Source organism: Klenkia brasiliensis (assembly GCF_900100695.1).
Taxonomy (GTDB): domain Bacteria; phylum Actinomycetota; class Actinomycetes; order Mycobacteriales; family Geodermatophilaceae; genus Klenkia; species Klenkia brasiliensis.
In genome coordinates, this window is the sequence record NZ_FNCF01000008.1 from 1 (window position 1) to 14,686 (window position 14,686).

The 14,686-nt window shown below is 73.1% G+C and carries 15 protein-coding genes and 1 tRNA gene; 10 read left to right on the forward strand and 6 right to left on the reverse strand.

Features of this window, described 5'->3' with window-relative positions:
* From BLT39_RS19760 to BLT39_RS19775, 4 genes are all read left to right on the forward strand, one after another.
* On the forward strand, window positions 1-783 hold a 783-nt coding region (locus BLT39_RS19760), incomplete at its 5' end, for an acyl-CoA dehydrogenase family protein (RefSeq protein ID WP_207508209.1).
* A complete protein-coding gene (locus BLT39_RS19765) occupies window positions 780-1,796 on the forward strand; it encodes a phosphotransferase family protein (RefSeq protein ID WP_091068524.1) in 1,017 nt (338 codons plus the stop codon). The genes BLT39_RS19760 and BLT39_RS19765, both read left to right, overlap by 4 nt.
* Window positions 1,793-2,995: a helix-turn-helix domain-containing protein gene (locus tag BLT39_RS19770; RefSeq protein ID WP_091068189.1), complete on the forward strand. Its 1,203-nt coding sequence runs from the start codon at window positions 1,793-1,795 to the stop codon at window positions 2,993-2,995. Before BLT39_RS19765 ends, BLT39_RS19770 begins: the two co-directional genes overlap by 4 nt.
* Window positions 2,992-3,537, forward strand: a complete 546-nt coding sequence (locus BLT39_RS19775; RefSeq protein ID WP_091068191.1) for a flavin reductase family protein — start codon at window positions 2,992-2,994, stop codon at window positions 3,535-3,537. The genes BLT39_RS19770 and BLT39_RS19775 overlap by 4 nt, the downstream gene beginning before the upstream one ends.
* Before the next feature lie 952 nt (window positions 3,538-4,489).
* Here BLT39_RS19775 and BLT39_RS19790 read toward each other — a convergent pair.
* Window positions 4,490-4,744: a helix-turn-helix domain-containing protein gene (locus tag BLT39_RS19790; RefSeq protein WP_091068201.1), complete on the reverse strand. Its 255-nt coding sequence runs from the start codon at window positions 4,742-4,744 to the stop codon at window positions 4,490-4,492.
* 279 nt (window positions 4,745-5,023) lie between these two features.
* Between BLT39_RS19790 and BLT39_RS19795 the strand changes: the two genes are divergently transcribed.
* Window positions 5,024-6,253 carry a tyrosine-type recombinase/integrase gene (locus BLT39_RS19795; protein ID WP_109502198.1) on the forward strand — a complete coding sequence of 410 codons (1,230 nt, stop codon included), beginning with the start codon at window positions 5,024-5,026 and terminating at the stop codon, window positions 6,251-6,253.
* 83 nt (window positions 6,254-6,336) lie between these two features.
* Here the strand turns inward: BLT39_RS19795 and BLT39_RS19800 are convergent.
* Window positions 6,337-6,424, reverse strand: a tRNA-Leu gene (locus BLT39_RS19800).
* Between the two features lie 150 nt (window positions 6,425-6,574).
* Here BLT39_RS19800 and BLT39_RS19805 point away from each other — a divergent pair.
* Window positions 6,575-7,906 carry a M20/M25/M40 family metallo-hydrolase gene (locus tag BLT39_RS19805; RefSeq protein WP_091068204.1) on the forward strand — a complete coding sequence of 444 codons (1,332 nt, stop codon included), beginning with the start codon at window positions 6,575-6,577 and terminating at the stop codon, window positions 7,904-7,906.
* Window positions 7,906-8,268, forward strand: coding sequence for a hypothetical protein (locus tag BLT39_RS19810; protein WP_091068206.1), 363 nt, complete (start codon window positions 7,906-7,908; stop codon window positions 8,266-8,268). Before BLT39_RS19805 ends, BLT39_RS19810 begins: the two co-directional genes overlap by 1 nt.
* On the opposite strand, the gene BLT39_RS19815 is transcribed toward BLT39_RS19810, so the two are convergent.
* Window positions 8,250-10,172, reverse strand: a complete 1,923-nt coding sequence (locus tag BLT39_RS19815; protein WP_091068209.1) for a bifunctional diguanylate cyclase/phosphodiesterase — start codon at window positions 10,170-10,172, stop codon at window positions 8,250-8,252. The genes BLT39_RS19810 and BLT39_RS19815 overlap by 19 nt on opposite strands.
* An 87-nt stretch (window positions 10,173-10,259) precedes the next feature.
* On the opposite strand from BLT39_RS19815, the gene BLT39_RS19820 reads away from it, so the two are divergent.
* Both BLT39_RS19820 and BLT39_RS19825 read left to right on the forward strand, forming a co-directional pair.
* Window positions 10,260-11,057 (forward strand): SDR family oxidoreductase, encoded by a 798-nt coding sequence (locus BLT39_RS19820; protein ID WP_091068211.1) that lies wholly within the window; start codon window positions 10,260-10,262, stop codon window positions 11,055-11,057.
* A 23-nt stretch (window positions 11,058-11,080) separates the two neighbouring features.
* Entirely contained in the window at window positions 11,081-12,034 is a 954-nt protein-coding gene (locus BLT39_RS19825) for an NADPH:quinone oxidoreductase family protein (protein WP_091068214.1), read from the forward strand.
* 1 nt (window position 12,035) lies between these two features.
* Here BLT39_RS19825 and BLT39_RS19830 read toward each other — a convergent pair whose 3' ends face one another.
* Window positions 12,036-12,239, reverse strand: a complete 204-nt coding sequence (locus tag BLT39_RS19830) for a DUF5703 family protein (RefSeq protein ID WP_091068217.1) — start codon at window positions 12,237-12,239, stop codon at window positions 12,036-12,038.
* 108 nt (window positions 12,240-12,347) lie between these two features.
* Between BLT39_RS19830 and BLT39_RS22610 the strand changes: the two genes are divergently transcribed.
* Window positions 12,348-12,506 (forward strand): hypothetical protein, encoded by a 159-nt coding sequence (locus tag BLT39_RS22610; protein ID WP_165640345.1) that lies wholly within the window; start codon window positions 12,348-12,350, stop codon window positions 12,504-12,506.
* Here the strand turns inward: BLT39_RS22610 and BLT39_RS19835 are convergent.
* Window positions 12,503-13,501, reverse strand: a complete 999-nt coding sequence (locus BLT39_RS19835) for a YncE family protein (protein WP_207508210.1) — start codon at window positions 13,499-13,501, stop codon at window positions 12,503-12,505. The genes BLT39_RS22610 and BLT39_RS19835 overlap by 4 nt on opposite strands.
* Before the next feature lie 37 nt (window positions 13,502-13,538).
* Entirely contained in the window at window positions 13,539-14,657 is a 1,119-nt protein-coding gene (locus BLT39_RS19840) for a glycosyltransferase (protein WP_091068220.1), read from the reverse strand.
* Window positions 14,658-14,686 lie beyond the last annotated feature (29 nt).

Here is a 14,686-nt window from a genome sequence, read left to right on the forward strand (position 1 = left end):
GACGCCCGCAACATCTCCACCTCGATCGTGCGCGACGGCGACGACTACGTCATCAACGGCCGCAAGTGGTGGATCACCGGCTCGGCCGACGAGCGCTGCCAGGTCTTCATCGTCATGGGCAAGACCGACCCCGACGGCCCGCCGCACCGGCAGCAGTCGATGATCCTGGTCCCCCGCGACACCCCCGGCCTGGAGATCGTCCGGCACCTGCCGGTCTTCGGCTACCAGGACCAGCACGGGCACTCCGAGCTGCGGTTCACCGACGTCCGGGTGCCGGCGCGCAACATGCTGGCCGGCGAGGGCGACGGGTTCATGATCGCCCAGGCCCGGCTCGGCCCCGGCCGCATCCACCACTGCATGCGCGCGATCGGCATGGCCGAGCGCGCGCTGGCGCTCATGGTGCGGCGCACCCAGGACCGGGTCGCCTTCGGCCGGCCGCTGGCCGAGCAGGGCACCGTGCGCGAGCAGATCGCGCTGTCCCGCATCGAGATCGACCAGGCCCGGCTGCTGGTGCTCAAGACCGCCGACCTGATCGACAAGTACGGCGCCAAGGGCGCGCGCACCGAGATCGCCGCGATCAAGGTCGCCGCGCCGAAGGTGTGCCTCGACGTCATCGACCGGGCCATCCAGGCGCACGGCGGCGCCGGGGTCAGCGACGACACCCCGCTGGCCGAATTCTGGGCGCACGCCCGCACGCTGCGGATCGTCGACGGCCCCGACGCCGTGCACATCCGCTCGGTCGCCAAGGAGGAACTGGTGCGTGATCGACCGTGGTCGGCATGAACACCGGAATCCGCGACCTGCTGGCACCGGATCGTCTGGGGCCGGCGTTGGCCGACGCCCTCGGCGATCCGGCGTGGACGACGTTCAACGCCCAGCTCATCACCGGTGGCAAGTCCAACTTGACCTTTCGGCTCACCAGCTCGGCGGGATCCGTCGTCCTCCGCAGACCGCCAACTGGAGCGCTCGTCGCCACTGCTCATGACATGTCGAGGGAGACACGGGTGCAGGTGGCACTCGCCGAGACGGCTGTGCCGGTGCCGGACATCCTCATCGCCGACGACGGCGACCTGATCGGTGTGCCGTGCTACGTGATGGGTGATGTGCGCGGCCATGTCGTCCGTGACAGGCTCCCGGTGGTTCTGGACGGGCCGGACACGCGGCGTCGGGTCGGGACCACGCTGATCGACACCCTGGCGGCGATCCACCGGGTGCCATTCGCCAAGGTCGGTCTGGCCGGTCACGGCAGACCCGAAGGGTTCTTGACCAGGCAGCTCCGTCGTTGGTCGGGGCAGCTGGGCGACGGCAGTGCCCATCCGGTCACGCTGCACAGGCTGGCTCTCGAGCTCGGAAAGCGGGTGCCGGCCGGGGGAGAGGCGGCGCTACTCCACGGTGACTACCGGCTGGACAACGTCGTCCTCGCTGACGACGGCACCGGTGCGGCGGTCCTGGACTGGGAGATGTCCACGCTGGGGGACCCGCTGACCGACCTCGCCCTCCTCCTCCTCTACTGGCGGGAACCGGGCGACCGGCCGCTGGGCCTGACCCCGGATGTCACGCACCTACCTGGCTTCCACACCCGGGCCGAGCTCGTCAGCCGCTACGCGGCCATCACCGGCACGGACGTCGGCGAACTCCGCTGGTACGAGGCCTTCGCGCACTTCAAGTTCGCCATGATCGCCGCAGGGATCGCCAACCGCGTCGCGGCCGGGGCCATGGCCGGGCAGGACTTCGGCGACCTCACCGCCGACATCGCCTACTTGGCCGAGGCCGGTCTGGAGCGGGTGTCGCCATGACGGCGGCCGTCATCCCCCCTGCGTCGGCCACAGAACGACCCGTCCGGCAGCTCTCCTTGGTCCAGCCCACGCCACCCGTCCCCGATCTCGCCGAGGCCCTGCGCAGTTGGCGGGAGCACCTAGGTCTCACCGTCCTGGCGGGGTCACGACGGCTCGGTGTCGCACCCACCACGTTGCGCGGTTGGGAGTCGGGAGTGCGGCCGCAGCCGCTCTCGTTCCCCACGCTCCGTCGGGCGCTCGGGATGGGAGAGGACGAACTCCGTGCCTCTGTCGGGCCCGACAGGGTGCGTACCTCGCGAACGTCCGGTGGCCGCGGTGCGTCGGAGCTGTGCCGCGCCAGGCTTCGACTAGGGCTCAGCCACACCCAGGTGGCGCGCAAGGTCGGTGTCGTCCCGGCCACCGTCTCCCGCTGGGAGAACGGGGCGCGGCTCCCCTCACCGCGCATCCGACCAGCCCTGGCGGCGGCGCTCCGGATCACGCCGACCGAACTGAACCAACTATTGGTGCCGATTCCGGGTGGGCGCTGGGATGGTCATGTCCTCCCGGGGTTGCGCACTTTGCGCACTGGCGCCGGCTTGACCCAGCGAGGCTGCGCCGATGCGCTGGGGGTGAGCGGAGCGACGGTCAACCGCTGGGAGCAGGGTGCCTGCCGGGTACCCCGGCGTCGTGTTGAAGACCTCGCGGCGGTCCTGGGGGTGTCCGTGACGCACCTGTTGTGCGAGGCCGGCCGCCCGGCCACGACGCCGCTCCGCCCTGAGTCCGCCCTGGCGTCCATGCGGCGCAAGACGGGCATGACGCAGCGCGAGGCCGCCGCACTGCTGGGCGTCAGCGTGGGGTGCCTGTCCCGCTACGAGGGCGGGCACCGGCCTCTACCGGTGGCCGTGGCCGTGCTCGCCGCCCGCATCTACCGCCGGCCCGTCGCCCACGTGTTCACGGCCGCAGGGCTCCGCCTGCCCCGGTACCCGGCACGTCCGTGGACGAGGTCGACCATGCCGGCGGCCCTACGCGCAGCCAGGCTGCACCGCGGCCTGTCGACGGCCGCGGCCTCGCGCCTCATCGGCGTCTCGCCGCAGACCCTGAGCCGCTGGGAAGCAGGAACCAGCGAGCTCCCGGCCGCCGCGCGGACACGCCTCGAAGCCGTCTACGCACTCCCGCCGCGATCACTGCAGACCGAACCCGCAGGAGGATGCGCCCGATGACCCACCACGGTGAGCCTCGACTCACAGAACGGTTCCGAAGCGTCATGGCCGGCGTCGCGACACCCGTCTCCGTCGTCACCGCACTCGACGGGGACCTACCCCACGGGACGACGGTCAGTGCGTTCGCGTCGCTCTCGATGTCTCCACCCATGGTCCTGGTGTCCCTCGACAGCGGTTCGGACCTCCTAGACCTCATCCGCCGGACTCGACGCTTCGGTGTCAACGTGCTCGGATCAGCCCAGTCCGCGCTGGCCCTGTCCTTCGCCCGGAAGGGCACGGACAAGTTCGTGGACGTGGCGTGGATCGCTGACCAGGGCCTTCCCCGTCTGCCCGGAGCGCCCGGGTGGCTCGCCTGCGAGGTAGCGGAGCTGGTGGCGGGCGGCGATCACATCATCGCGCTGGGAACGGTGATCGATGCCGACACCGTCGACGGTGCTCCGTTGACCTACCACGGACGGCTGTTCGGGACCCATGCACCGCTGCAGCCGGAGCCTGCGGCAACTGTGCACATCGAGACCCGTTCGGAGGGGCGAGCGTCGTGATCATGCGATGGGCAGCTGACGGTGGCGCCCGGATCGAGGAGGCCGACGTCCTCACACAGCTGAAGGTGGTGCTGGCTCGGCCAGCATCGGAGGACGCCACCGCCGGCAGCTCCGACGAGTTGATCGCCGGGATGAACCACGCGCACGCTTGGGTAGTCGTCGCCGAGCTGCGACGGCGCAGTGGCGCCGGTCAAGCCCCGGGGTGGGGGGAGGCATTCGACGCCATGATCAGCTACGCCCGCTCAGCGGGGTGGACCAGCGACGGCGGGCGTCTGGTGCGCGCGCACGTCGAGAGAGCTCCGTCCTGATGGTCGTCAGCACGCCGGGCCATAGCCCCTTCGAGGTCGAACCATGTCTGCGGCGTCCCGCGCTGCTTCCCAGGAGGGTTGTGCACCGGTGCCGGCGGCGAGGCTGACGTGCGGGGTCGTCCTCGAGTACGAGGCCCGTTCCCTCGTCCCTGCGCCAGGCGATGTCGTGCCCTGCCGACGCCATGGCTACTGCCCGGTTCACGACGTCGGTGCCTCGGGGACGAAGCAGCCGAGGTCACCGACCAGCGGGCGACGGGACGGTCGGGAGGAGCGGGCAGAGCTTCGCGCGTTCCTGTCGGAACGGCCCGTCACCACGGTGCACGCGCTGCGACGCAGGAGGTTCACGCTGCGCGTCCTCGTCGCGGCCGAAGCCGACGGGCTCCTGGATCTCGACCTCGTCACCGGGCGGGTCTTCAGTCGCGCAGGGCGAGCCAGTGCAGCCGGAATTTGAGGCGCGAAGCGAGGTCCAGATGCCGGACGCCAGCTGACCGAGGTACAGCAACCAATACAGCAACGCGGGCTGGACGACGTCGGACGGTGACGAACGTCCAGGGTCGCCATTTGCTGCTGACCTCCGGAAACCGGTCAGGGGCGGATGCTGGCGTACACCCCGCGTCACGCTGGGGGGATAAGAGGTCTGCGGCTCAGGCGCTCCGCAATCCAGAGCGAACATGGGGTGCCGTAGTACTGGCTGTTGTGACCGGGTCGTCGATGGGGACGCCGAGCGTCGCCAGGAACGGCAGTCGCGGGATCAGCAACCTGCGTCCGACGCGGAGAGCGGGGAGGTCGCCGTTCTGCATCGCTCGAGACACGGTGCGCACGTCCACCCCGAGAAGCCGTGCAGCATCCGCGATCGACACCACCGCAGCGCCACTTGCTCGGAGCTCGTCGAAGTCCACTTTCTGCCTCCCTGCTCAGCGGTCTTGCCCGAGCAGGTGCTCCTGATGTTCGGGGTGTGACAAGGCCGGAGCGGCGCCGCGGGGAGGACCCCGCTGACCGGTCGTGTGTCAAACGCCTGTCCACATGGCCCTGATCCCTGCACAGATCTCTCCGCTGCAGCCGTCGGCCGCTGCGGGCGGTGGTCGCCTGGATGGACGAGCGCCACCGGGAGGGACCCGGTCCTCTCGCGCCGGGAATGCCGGCCCGAGAGTGCCGTGCGCAGGCGAAGGAGCAACACCATGGGCACCCCCAAGAAGCGTCAGCGGGGCGAAGGAGCGATCAGCGAGTACCGCACGAAGGCGGGCCCGAGGTTCCTGATCAAGTTCTATGTGGACGGCCCGGACGGATCATCGAAGGCCGTTCTGAAGCGAGGCTTCCGCACGCGACGCGAGGCCGGCGCGGCCCTGCGGTCGGAGATCAACAAGGTCGACAGGGGCGAGTGGGTGCAGCCGTCCAAGCAGACGCTGACCGACTACCTGTCGGAGTGGCTGGACGGACAACGTCTGGCGCCGTCGACGATCTCCAGCTACAGGAAGAACGTGCGGTTGCACATCGACCGGCACCTCGGCCGAACGCCGCTCGACCGTCTCACTGCGCTGTCCATCGACGTCTGGATGCGCAAGCTGGAGGCGACCGGGCGAGCTGACGGCAAGGGCGGTCTATCGGCCCGCACTGTGAAGTACGTGTTCACGATCCTGCGGTCAGCGCTGGGCGACGCTGTGAAGCACGGGCATCTGGCGGTCAACCCCACCGATCGGTGCTCCCCGCCGACCAACTCCCAAGCGCGACCCCCGGAGATGCAGGCGTGGACCGCGGGCGAGCTCTCGCGATTCCTCCGCTGGGCCGAAGGCCGCGACCCGGACATGGCCCTGGCCTGGCGCTTGCTGGCCTACACCGGGATGCGACGCGGGGAGGCACTGGCTCTCCGGTGGCGCGACGTCGACCTCGATGCCGGTCGGCTCGCGGTCCGTCGGAGCGTCGGTGTCGTCAAGCGCAAGGGGGAGGGCGAGAAGCTCGTGGAGGGGACCACGAAGACCGGGCAGTCACGAGTCGTGGACCTCGACGCAGGGACTGTCGCCGCGCTCCGCGCCTACCGAGCAGCCCGCGGTGCCTTGAGCGCGGACCTCGTTCGCTCCACAGCGCTCGTGCTCGGTTCCCTGGATGGCGACCACCGACACCCCGAGCGGTTCTCCCGACGCTTCCTCGGACAGGTGAGGCGCGCACAGAAGGCAGTGGGGGAGGAGCAGGTGCCGACCATTCGCCTGCACGACCTGCGGCACACCCACGCGACCCTGCTGCTGGCCGCCGGTGAACCGGTCAAGGTGGTCTCCGAGCGCCTCGGCCACGCCAACGCGACGATCACGTTGACGGTCTACCAGCACGTCCACCCGGGGATGGGCAAGCAGGCAGCAGATCGCTTCGCCTCGCTGCTCGACGAGTCTCCCGAGGACGAGCCAGGACCCCTTTAGTATCAGTTTAGTATCACGAGCCCGTCAGAGCTTGATCGACAAAGCGCCCCGGGCTCCTGACCTGCAGGAACTCCGGGGCGATGTGGTGTCCGAGGGGGGACTTGAACCCCCACGCCCGATAAAGGGCACTAGCACCTCAAGCTAGCGCGTCTGCCATTCCGCCACCCGGACAGGTGGGCCGGCGCACTGCGGCGCGGCCGTCGAGAAGCATACGGGACCCCTGTCGCCGTCCGGGCACCCCCTCGGGCCCGGCGAGCCGCAGCCGGGCGGGGAACCGGTGCGGGTCGGCCGGGATGCCCTGCCGGTGGGAGGATCGGGCGCATGGCCGAGACGACCGCACCCGCCCCGCTCGCCCACGCCCAGGCCGAGGTCGCGGACCTGCTCAGCGAGCTCATCCGCATCGACACGACCAACACCGGCGACACGACCACCAGCGCGGGGGAGCGCAAGGCCGCCGAGTGGGTGGCCGGCAAGCTCGACGAGGTCGGCATCGAGTCGGTCATCCACGAGTCGGAGAAGGGCCGGGCCTCCCTGGTCGCCCGCATCCCCGGTGAGGACCGCGACCGCCCGGGCCTGCTGATCCACGGCCACCTCGACGTCGTCCCCGCCGACAAGCGCGAGTGGACCGTCGACCCGTTCTCCGGCGAGCAGCGCGACGGCTACGTCTGGGGCCGCGGTGCGGTGGACATGAAGGACATGGACGCGATGACCCTCGCGCTGGTCCGCGACTGGGCGCGCACCGGCACCAAGCCGCCGCGCGACGTCGTCCTCGCCTTCGTCGCCGACGAGGAGGCCGGCGGCACCTACGGCGCCCACTACATGGTCGACCACCACGCCGACCTGTTCGAGAACGTCTCCGAGGCCATCAGCGAGGTCGGCGGCTTCAGCCTCACCGTCCGCGACGACCTGCGGCTCTACCTCATCCAGACCGCCGAGAAGGGTCTGGCCTGGATGCGGCTCACCGCCGCGGGCCGACCCGGGCACGGCTCCTTCGTGCACGACGACAACGCCGTCACCCGGCTCTCGGCCGCCGTCGCCCGGATCGGCTCCACCCGGCTGCCCACCGTGCTCACCCCGCCGATGAAGCAGTTCATCGAGGAGGTCTCGGACGCCTACGGCATCGAGATCGACGTCGACCACCCCGACGAGGCCCTGTCCCGGCTGGGCTCGATCAGCCGGATGATCGGCGCGGCCCTGCGCAACACGGTCAACCCCACGATGCTCGACGCCGGCTACAAGACCAACGTCATCCCCGGCACCGCGTCGGCGACCATCGACGGCCGCTTCCTCTACGGCCAGGAGGAGGCCTTCGAGGCCCAGATCGACGAGCTGCTCGGCGAGGGCGTGACGCGGGAGTACATCCACCACGACCAGGCCGTGGAGACCACCTTCGACGGCCCGCTGGTCGAGCAGATGGTCGCCGCGCTCAAGGCCGAGGACGACGGCGCCCGGCCGGTCCCGTTCACCATGAGCGGCGGCACCGACGCCAAGAGCTTCGAGACGCTCGGCATGCGCTGCTTCGGGTTCTCCCCGCTGCGGCTGCCCGCCGACCTGGACTTCGCCGGCCTGTTCCACGGCATCGACGAGCGCGTGCCGGTCGAGAGCCTGCAGTTCGGCATCCGCGTCCTGGACAGGTTCCTCAAGGCCAGCTGATGGACGCGCTGGTCGCCTTCCTGGTCGGGCAGCTCACCCAGGACGGGTTCGCCCCGGTCACCGTGCTGCGGGTGACCCAGGGCCGGGTTCCCGCGCCGGGCAGCGCGCAGGCCCTCGGCATCGCCGGCGGCCGGCTGTGGCTGGCGCACGCGCAGCTGATCGGGCAGCCCACCCTGGCCGGGGTCGACCTGACCCGGGTCCGGGGCGTCGACGTCCGGTCGGTGCGGCGGCTGACCGGGCAGCGGCGGGAGCTGTCGGCCTGGGTGGACGGCAGCACCCTGCGGTTCACCGTGCTGGACGACGAGGCGGCGACGGCGGCGTTCGTGGCCGCCGCGCGGGGCGGTCAGACCGGCAGCGGCTGACCGGCCAGCACCGCCCGTGCCCGGCCCGCGTGCTTGCCCTCGTACAGCGCGGCGTCGGCCCGGGCGAGGGTGTCGGCGACGGTCTCCCCGCGGACCCACTGCGCCACCCCCACCGTCGCGGTCTGCCCGCCGGGCACCGCGGCGATGATCCGCTCGGCGACCTCGCGGGCCTCCGCGTCGGAGCAGTCGGGCAGGGCCACGGCGAACTCCTCGCCGCCCCAGCGGGCGATCAGGTCCCCGTCGCGCAGGCACCCCGCCGCGGCGCGGGCGAACTCCTGCAGCAGCACGTCGCCGGCCTGGTGGCCGCGGGTGTCGTTGAAGACCTTGAAGTGGTCGAGGTCCAGCAGCAGGAAGGTCAGCGGCAGCCGGTTGCGCTGCGCGCGGGACACCTCCACGGTCGACAGCTCGTCCCACCGGCGGCGGTTGGCCAGGCCGGTGAGCTGGTCGCGGTCGGCGGCGCGGGCCAGCTGCTCGAGCAGGTTCCCCCGCTCGATCGCGCGGGCGGCCTCGCCCCCCAGCACGGTGAGCACGCTGCGGGTGGTGTCGCAGAACTCCTCGACGCGGGTCCGCCAGAGCACGCCGATGAGGGCGACCGCCCGGTCGTCGGCCAGCAGCGCCGGCTGCCAGGCCGCCGACACCAGGCCCAGGTGCTCGACCAGCGCGGTCGACACCCCGGGCTCCTCGCCGACGTCGGTGGCGTAGTGCGGCACGCCCTTGAGGAACACCCGGGCGGTCACGGTGGCGGGCTCGTCGAGCCGGAAGGACAGCGGGGGGACGTCGAGGCCGGCCACCGCGGTGGACACCAGCCGTCCCTCGCCGTCGGGCTCGAGCAGGTAGACGCCGTCCGCGCCGACGGCCTCCCGCACCGCGGCGCACACCACCTGGCGGGGGTCGTCGGCCAGCAGCACGGCGCGGGTGGCCTCGGCCAGCACCCGGACCTGCCGGTGCCGCTCCTCGGAGTGGGCGGCCGCCTCGCGCAGCCGCCGCACCAGGACCAGCCGCTCGTCCCGGTTGACCGCCAGCGCCAGACCCAGCGCGGCACCGATGGCCACGTAGGCCTGCACGATGCCGGCCCGGGCCAGCACGTCGTCGACGGCGGCGAACGGGCCGTGCCCGTGCAGGGTGAACAGGACGGCGACCAGGCTGACCACGGTGGTCCGCAGCGCGGTGAGGCCGGTGTCGAAGCGCAGCGCGACCCACGCGGTGAGCGCGAACAGCGGGAAGGCGATCGGGTACCCCGGCATCCACAGGAACACGGCCACGTTGCCCAGCACCGAGGCCGCGACGGCCAGGCCGAGCTCGAGCACCCGCCAGCCCCGGGGCGGGGAGAAGGGCAGCAGCTGCGGGTGGGTGACCCCGCGGCGCTGGAGCAGCAGCTGGCGGACGCGCAGCCCGAGGGCCACGACCACGAGCACGGCGGCGCCGTTGCGGGCCTGCCAGACCAGCAGGCCCAGCGGTGAGCCACCGCCGCCGGCCAGGTGCAGCACGGCGGTACCGGCGACCGCGCCGGCCGTGCTGGCGAACCCGGCGGCCAGCAGCAGCGCGGTCAGGTCGCGCATGTCCAGCAGCAGCGGGCCCGGCCGGCCGGGGGTGCCCAGCCGCCGGTACAGCCACCCCACCAGGAGGGCCTGGCCCAGGTTGACCCCGGCCAGGCCCACCGCCACCACCGGTCCGGTGCCGGTCGCGAGGTCCACGGCGACGACCACCCCGACCAGCAGCAGGCAGTCCAGCCACGCGGTGCGGCGCCCGTGCTGCAGCAGCAGCCACAGCGCGCCGACCCCGGCGGCGGGCCACACCAGGTTGACCGCCGTGCCGTCGACGACGGTCAGCCGTCCGACGACGGCGGCGACGGCGAACAGCGACGCGAACGCTGCACTGCGCAGCAGGGCACCCGGACTGGTCACGTGCTCCCATCGGCCCGCCCGGCGACCGCGCACAGGGCACCCACCCGATCGGGTGACCCGCACCACGCCCGTGCCACGATGCCGGGCATGGACGACCAGACTCCCCGGCCCGGATCCGTCGCGCTGATCACCGGCGGGGCCGGCGGCTTCGGCCGCGCGCTGGCGACCCGGCTGCGGGACGCCGACGTCAGCGTGGTGCTCGCCGACCTGGACGGCGAGCGCAACCGCGGCGTCGCCGAGGAGCTGGGCGTGGGCTTCGCCGTCCTCGACGTCGCCGACCACGCGGCCAACGTCGCCGTCGTCGCCGCGGTCGAGGCCGAGCACGGCCGGCTGGACGCCGCGTTCCTCAACGCCGGCATCGCCGGGTCGGGCACCACCGACGCCCTGGACGTCGAGGAGTACCTGCGCGTGGTGGGCATCGACCTGCACGGCGTGGTGTTCGGCACCGACGCCGTCCGGCCGGCGCTGCGGCGGGCCGGCGGCGGGTCGATCGTCGTCACCGCCTCGCTGGCCGGCCTGTCGCCCATGCCGACCGACCAGGCCTACTCGGTGGCCAAGGCCGGCGCCGTGGCCTTCGTCCGGTCGGTCGCGCCGGTGCTGCACCCCGAGGGCATCACCATCTCGGCGATCTGCCCGGGGTTCGCCGACACCGCGATCATCGACCCGCTGCGTGACCACTTCGCCGCCGCGGACTTCCCGGTGCTCACCGCCGACGAGGTCGCCGCCGCGATGCAGGCCGCCTGGGCCGGCGCCGACCCGGGAGCGGCCTACGTGGTCCAGCCGGGCGTGGGCGCGGTGCCCTACCGGTTCAAGGGCGTGCCCGCGGCGAGGACCGCGTCGGGGGAGTCCGCGCGCATCCCCGGGGCCCTGCAGGGCCCGCTCTGATCGGGTCTGGCAGGGTCGCGGCCATGCGCGCATGGCGAGTGCACTCCCTCGGTGACCCGGTCGACGTCATGACCCTGGACGAGGTGCCCGAGCCCGAACCGGGCCCCGGCCAGCTCAAGGTCAAGGTGCGGGCCGCCGCGCTGAACTTCCCCGACATCCTCATGGCGCAGGGCACCTACCAGGAGAAGCCCCCGCTGCCGTTCACCCCCGGCCTCGAGCTGTGCGGGGAGCTCCCCGACGGCCGCCGGGTCCTCGGCTCGCCGTCCGGCGGGCCCGGCGCGCTGGCCGAGTACGCGCTGGTGGACGAGGCGTTCGCCTGGCCGGTGCCCGACGGCATGTCCGACGAGCAGGCCGCGGCGCTCTACATCACCTACCAGACCGGCTACGTCGGCCTGCACCGTCGCGCCGCCCTGCAGCCCGGCGAGTGGCTGCTCGTGCACGCCGGTGCCGGCGGCGTCGGGACGGCGGCCATCCAGCTGGGCAAGGCCGCCGGCGCCCGGGTGATCGCCACCGCGGGGGGCGCGGCCAAGACCCAGGTGTGCCGCGACCTCGGTGCCGACCACGTGATCGACTACTCCAGCGAGGACTTCGTCGCCCGGGTCAAGGAGATCACCGGCGGCCACGGCGCCGACGTCGTCTACGACCCGGTCGGCGGCGACGTGTTCGACGGGTCCACCAAGTGCATCGCCTTCGAGGGCCGGATCGTCGTCGTCGGGTTCACCTCCGGCCGCATCCCCGCCGCCAAGGCCAACCACCTGCTGGTCAAGAACTACTCGGTGCTGGGCCTGCACTGGGGCCTGTACCGCGCCAAGGACCCGGGTCGCATCGCCGAGGTGCACGACGCGCTGTGCGCGCTGTTCGCGGAGGGGAAGATCGACCCCGTCATCGGGCAGACCCTGCCCCTGGACCAGGCGCAGACCGCGCTGGTCGCCCTCGGCGACCGCGGCACCGTCGGCAAGGTCGTGCTGGTCCCGTAGGTCAGACCGCCGGGCGCGGCAGGTAGCTCAGGCGTGCCCGGCGGCGCATCATCACCCGGCGGGTGCCGTCGGCGAACAGCTGCAGCCGGTCGAGCTCCCAGCCGCCGACGTCGCTCTGCAGCGCCATCATCTGCGCCGCGGCCGACCGTCCGGTGCCGGACGGGATGCGCAGCGGGGCGTACTCCCACTCACTCGTGATCGACACCCGTCCGATGGTGCCAGCCGTTGGCCGGCCGGTCACCTGCTGGACGTGTCGTCCGGGTCTCCCCGGGACAGGACAGCAGGGTCCGCACCGTCGACGGAGGAGGACCCCGTGAGCGAACCCGTACCCGAGGCCGACCGGTTGGAGCAGCAGGTCGCCGTCACCGACGAGGTCGGGCCCGAGCCCACCCCGGGCACCGAGGTGGACCTGGCCGACTTCACCGAGCAGACCCTCGCCGTCCCCCACGACGAGGACGACGACCGCCGCTAGCCCCGGGCGTCGACGAGCTGGAGCTCCCCGGTCTCCCGGCTGCCCACGAACACCCGGCCGGTCGCGGGGTCGACCGCGACCGTGTTGGGCTGGCGGACGGTCGGGAACCGGGCCACCTCGGTGAGCGCGTCGCCCGCGGTGGACAGGCCGACGACCTCGTTGGTGGCGGTCAGCGTCACCCAGACGACCTGGTCGGTGCTGTCGTAGGCCAGCCCGTAGGGGTTGCCCTCCAGCGGGTAGGTCGACTCGAGCTCCAGCGGGTCGGACCCGTAGACCAGCATCGCGTCGCCCCGGGTGTCGGCGACCAGGAAGCGGCCGCGGCCGTCGGCCACCACGTGGGTGGGGCCGTCGCCGGCGTCGAGCACCGTCTGCAGCTCGCCGGCGGCGACGTCGTAGGTGGTGATGGTGAAGGCGCCGACGTCGACCACGCCCGCGACGTCGCCGACCGTGGCGACGCCGCCGGGCTGGGTCTGGCTGTCGAAGGTCTGGGTGACCTCGCCGTCGGTGACCACCGACAGCGTCCCGCCCATCTCGTCGCCGACCAGGATCTGGCCGCTGGCGACCTGCGCGGCGTCGTGCGGGTAGTCCCCGACCACCGTCTCGGTGACCTCGCCGCCGGGGAGCGCGACCTGGACCAGGGTGTTCGAGTCCTCGGCGGGCACCAGCACCGGCCCGCCGGGGGCGGCCAGCTGCAGGTGCCGGGCGTGCCCGGGCAGCATGACCTCCTGTTGGGTCACCCCGTCGGCGTCGGTGAGCACCAGCCGGTTGGGGTCCCGGACGGCGACGGCGAGCAGCCCGGTCACCGGGTCGAAGACCATCCCCTCCGCGTCGGGGTCCAGGTCGACCACGGTGCCGGCCGGCTGGGTGGTGAGCTCGGGGGAGTCGGCGGGTTCAGCGGCCTTCCTCGGCTCGTCGGCGGGGGCGCCACCGCCGCCGGACGAGCAGGCGGCGAGGACCAGGGCGAGGGGGAGCAGGGCGGCAGCGGTTCGTCGCACCCGACCACCGTGCGGGTTCCACCCGCCGCCCGCAGCGTCAGGCCGCGGGGAGCAGGTCGAGCATCCGGTCGACCGCGGCCGACCACGGGAAGTCCGCCGCCCGAGCCCGCGCCACCTGCCGCCGCAGCTCGACCGGCAGGGCCAGCACCTGCTGCACCCCGTCGGCGAAGGACGCGGCGTCGTCGGCGACCGCGGCCCCGTGCCGGCCGCCGGCGACCAGCTCGCGCAGCGCCGAGCTCGCGGAGGCGACCACCGGGGTGCCGCAGGCCAGCGCCTCCAGCCCCGCCAGGCCGAACGTCTCGTGCGGGCCGGGGGCCAGCGCCACGTCGGCGCTGGCCAGCAGGGTGGCGAGCTCGCCGCGGTCGGCGACGTGACCGAGCCAGCGCACCGGCATGCCCGCCGCGGCGGCGCGCAGCCGCGGGGCCAGCGGGCCGTCGCCCACCACCACCAGCGTGGCGCGGACCCCCCGCCGCCGGAGCTCGGCCAGCGCGTCCACCGACCGATGAGGGTGCTTCTCCTGCGACAGCCGGCCGCAGTGCACCAGCAGGACGTCGGAGCGGTCGAGCAGCTCCGCGCGCAGCCGGGCGTCGAACCGGTCGGGGGCGAAGGTGCGCAGGTCGACACCCAGCGGCACCTGGGCCACCGCGGTGCCCAGCCGGGCGAACTCCTCGGCGGCGAAGTCGGTGCTGCACACCACCAGGTCGTGGCCGCGTGCCGTGCGCCGGTTGGCCAGGTCGGCGACCTTCCGCGCCGCGGCGGGGGGCAGCAGGAACTGGGTGAGCAGCCGGTCCAGCCGCTCGTGCGCCAGCACCAGGGTGGGCACCCCGCGCTCGGCGGCCCACCGCCCCAGCCCGCGCAGCGTCGTCCGGTCGGACACCTCGATGCGGTCGGGGGCGAGCTGGTCGAGCAGCCGGCGCACCCGCCAGGGGTCCATCAGCCGGTAGCCGCCGGTGCCCGGCACCCGCGGGGCGGCCAGCGTCAGCCGGGTGACGGCGCCGTCGGCCAGCGCACCGGGGTCGCCGTCCGTCCGGGGGCCGGGGACGACGACGGCGACGGCGTGCCCGCGCTGGGCGTAGCCCGCCGCCAGCCGGTCGACCGCCGTCCGCAGCCCGCCGGAGGTGGGGTGGTGCAGGTTCGCCACGAGCACGATGCGCATCCCGCCAGGCTCGCGGCGGAACCTGTCCG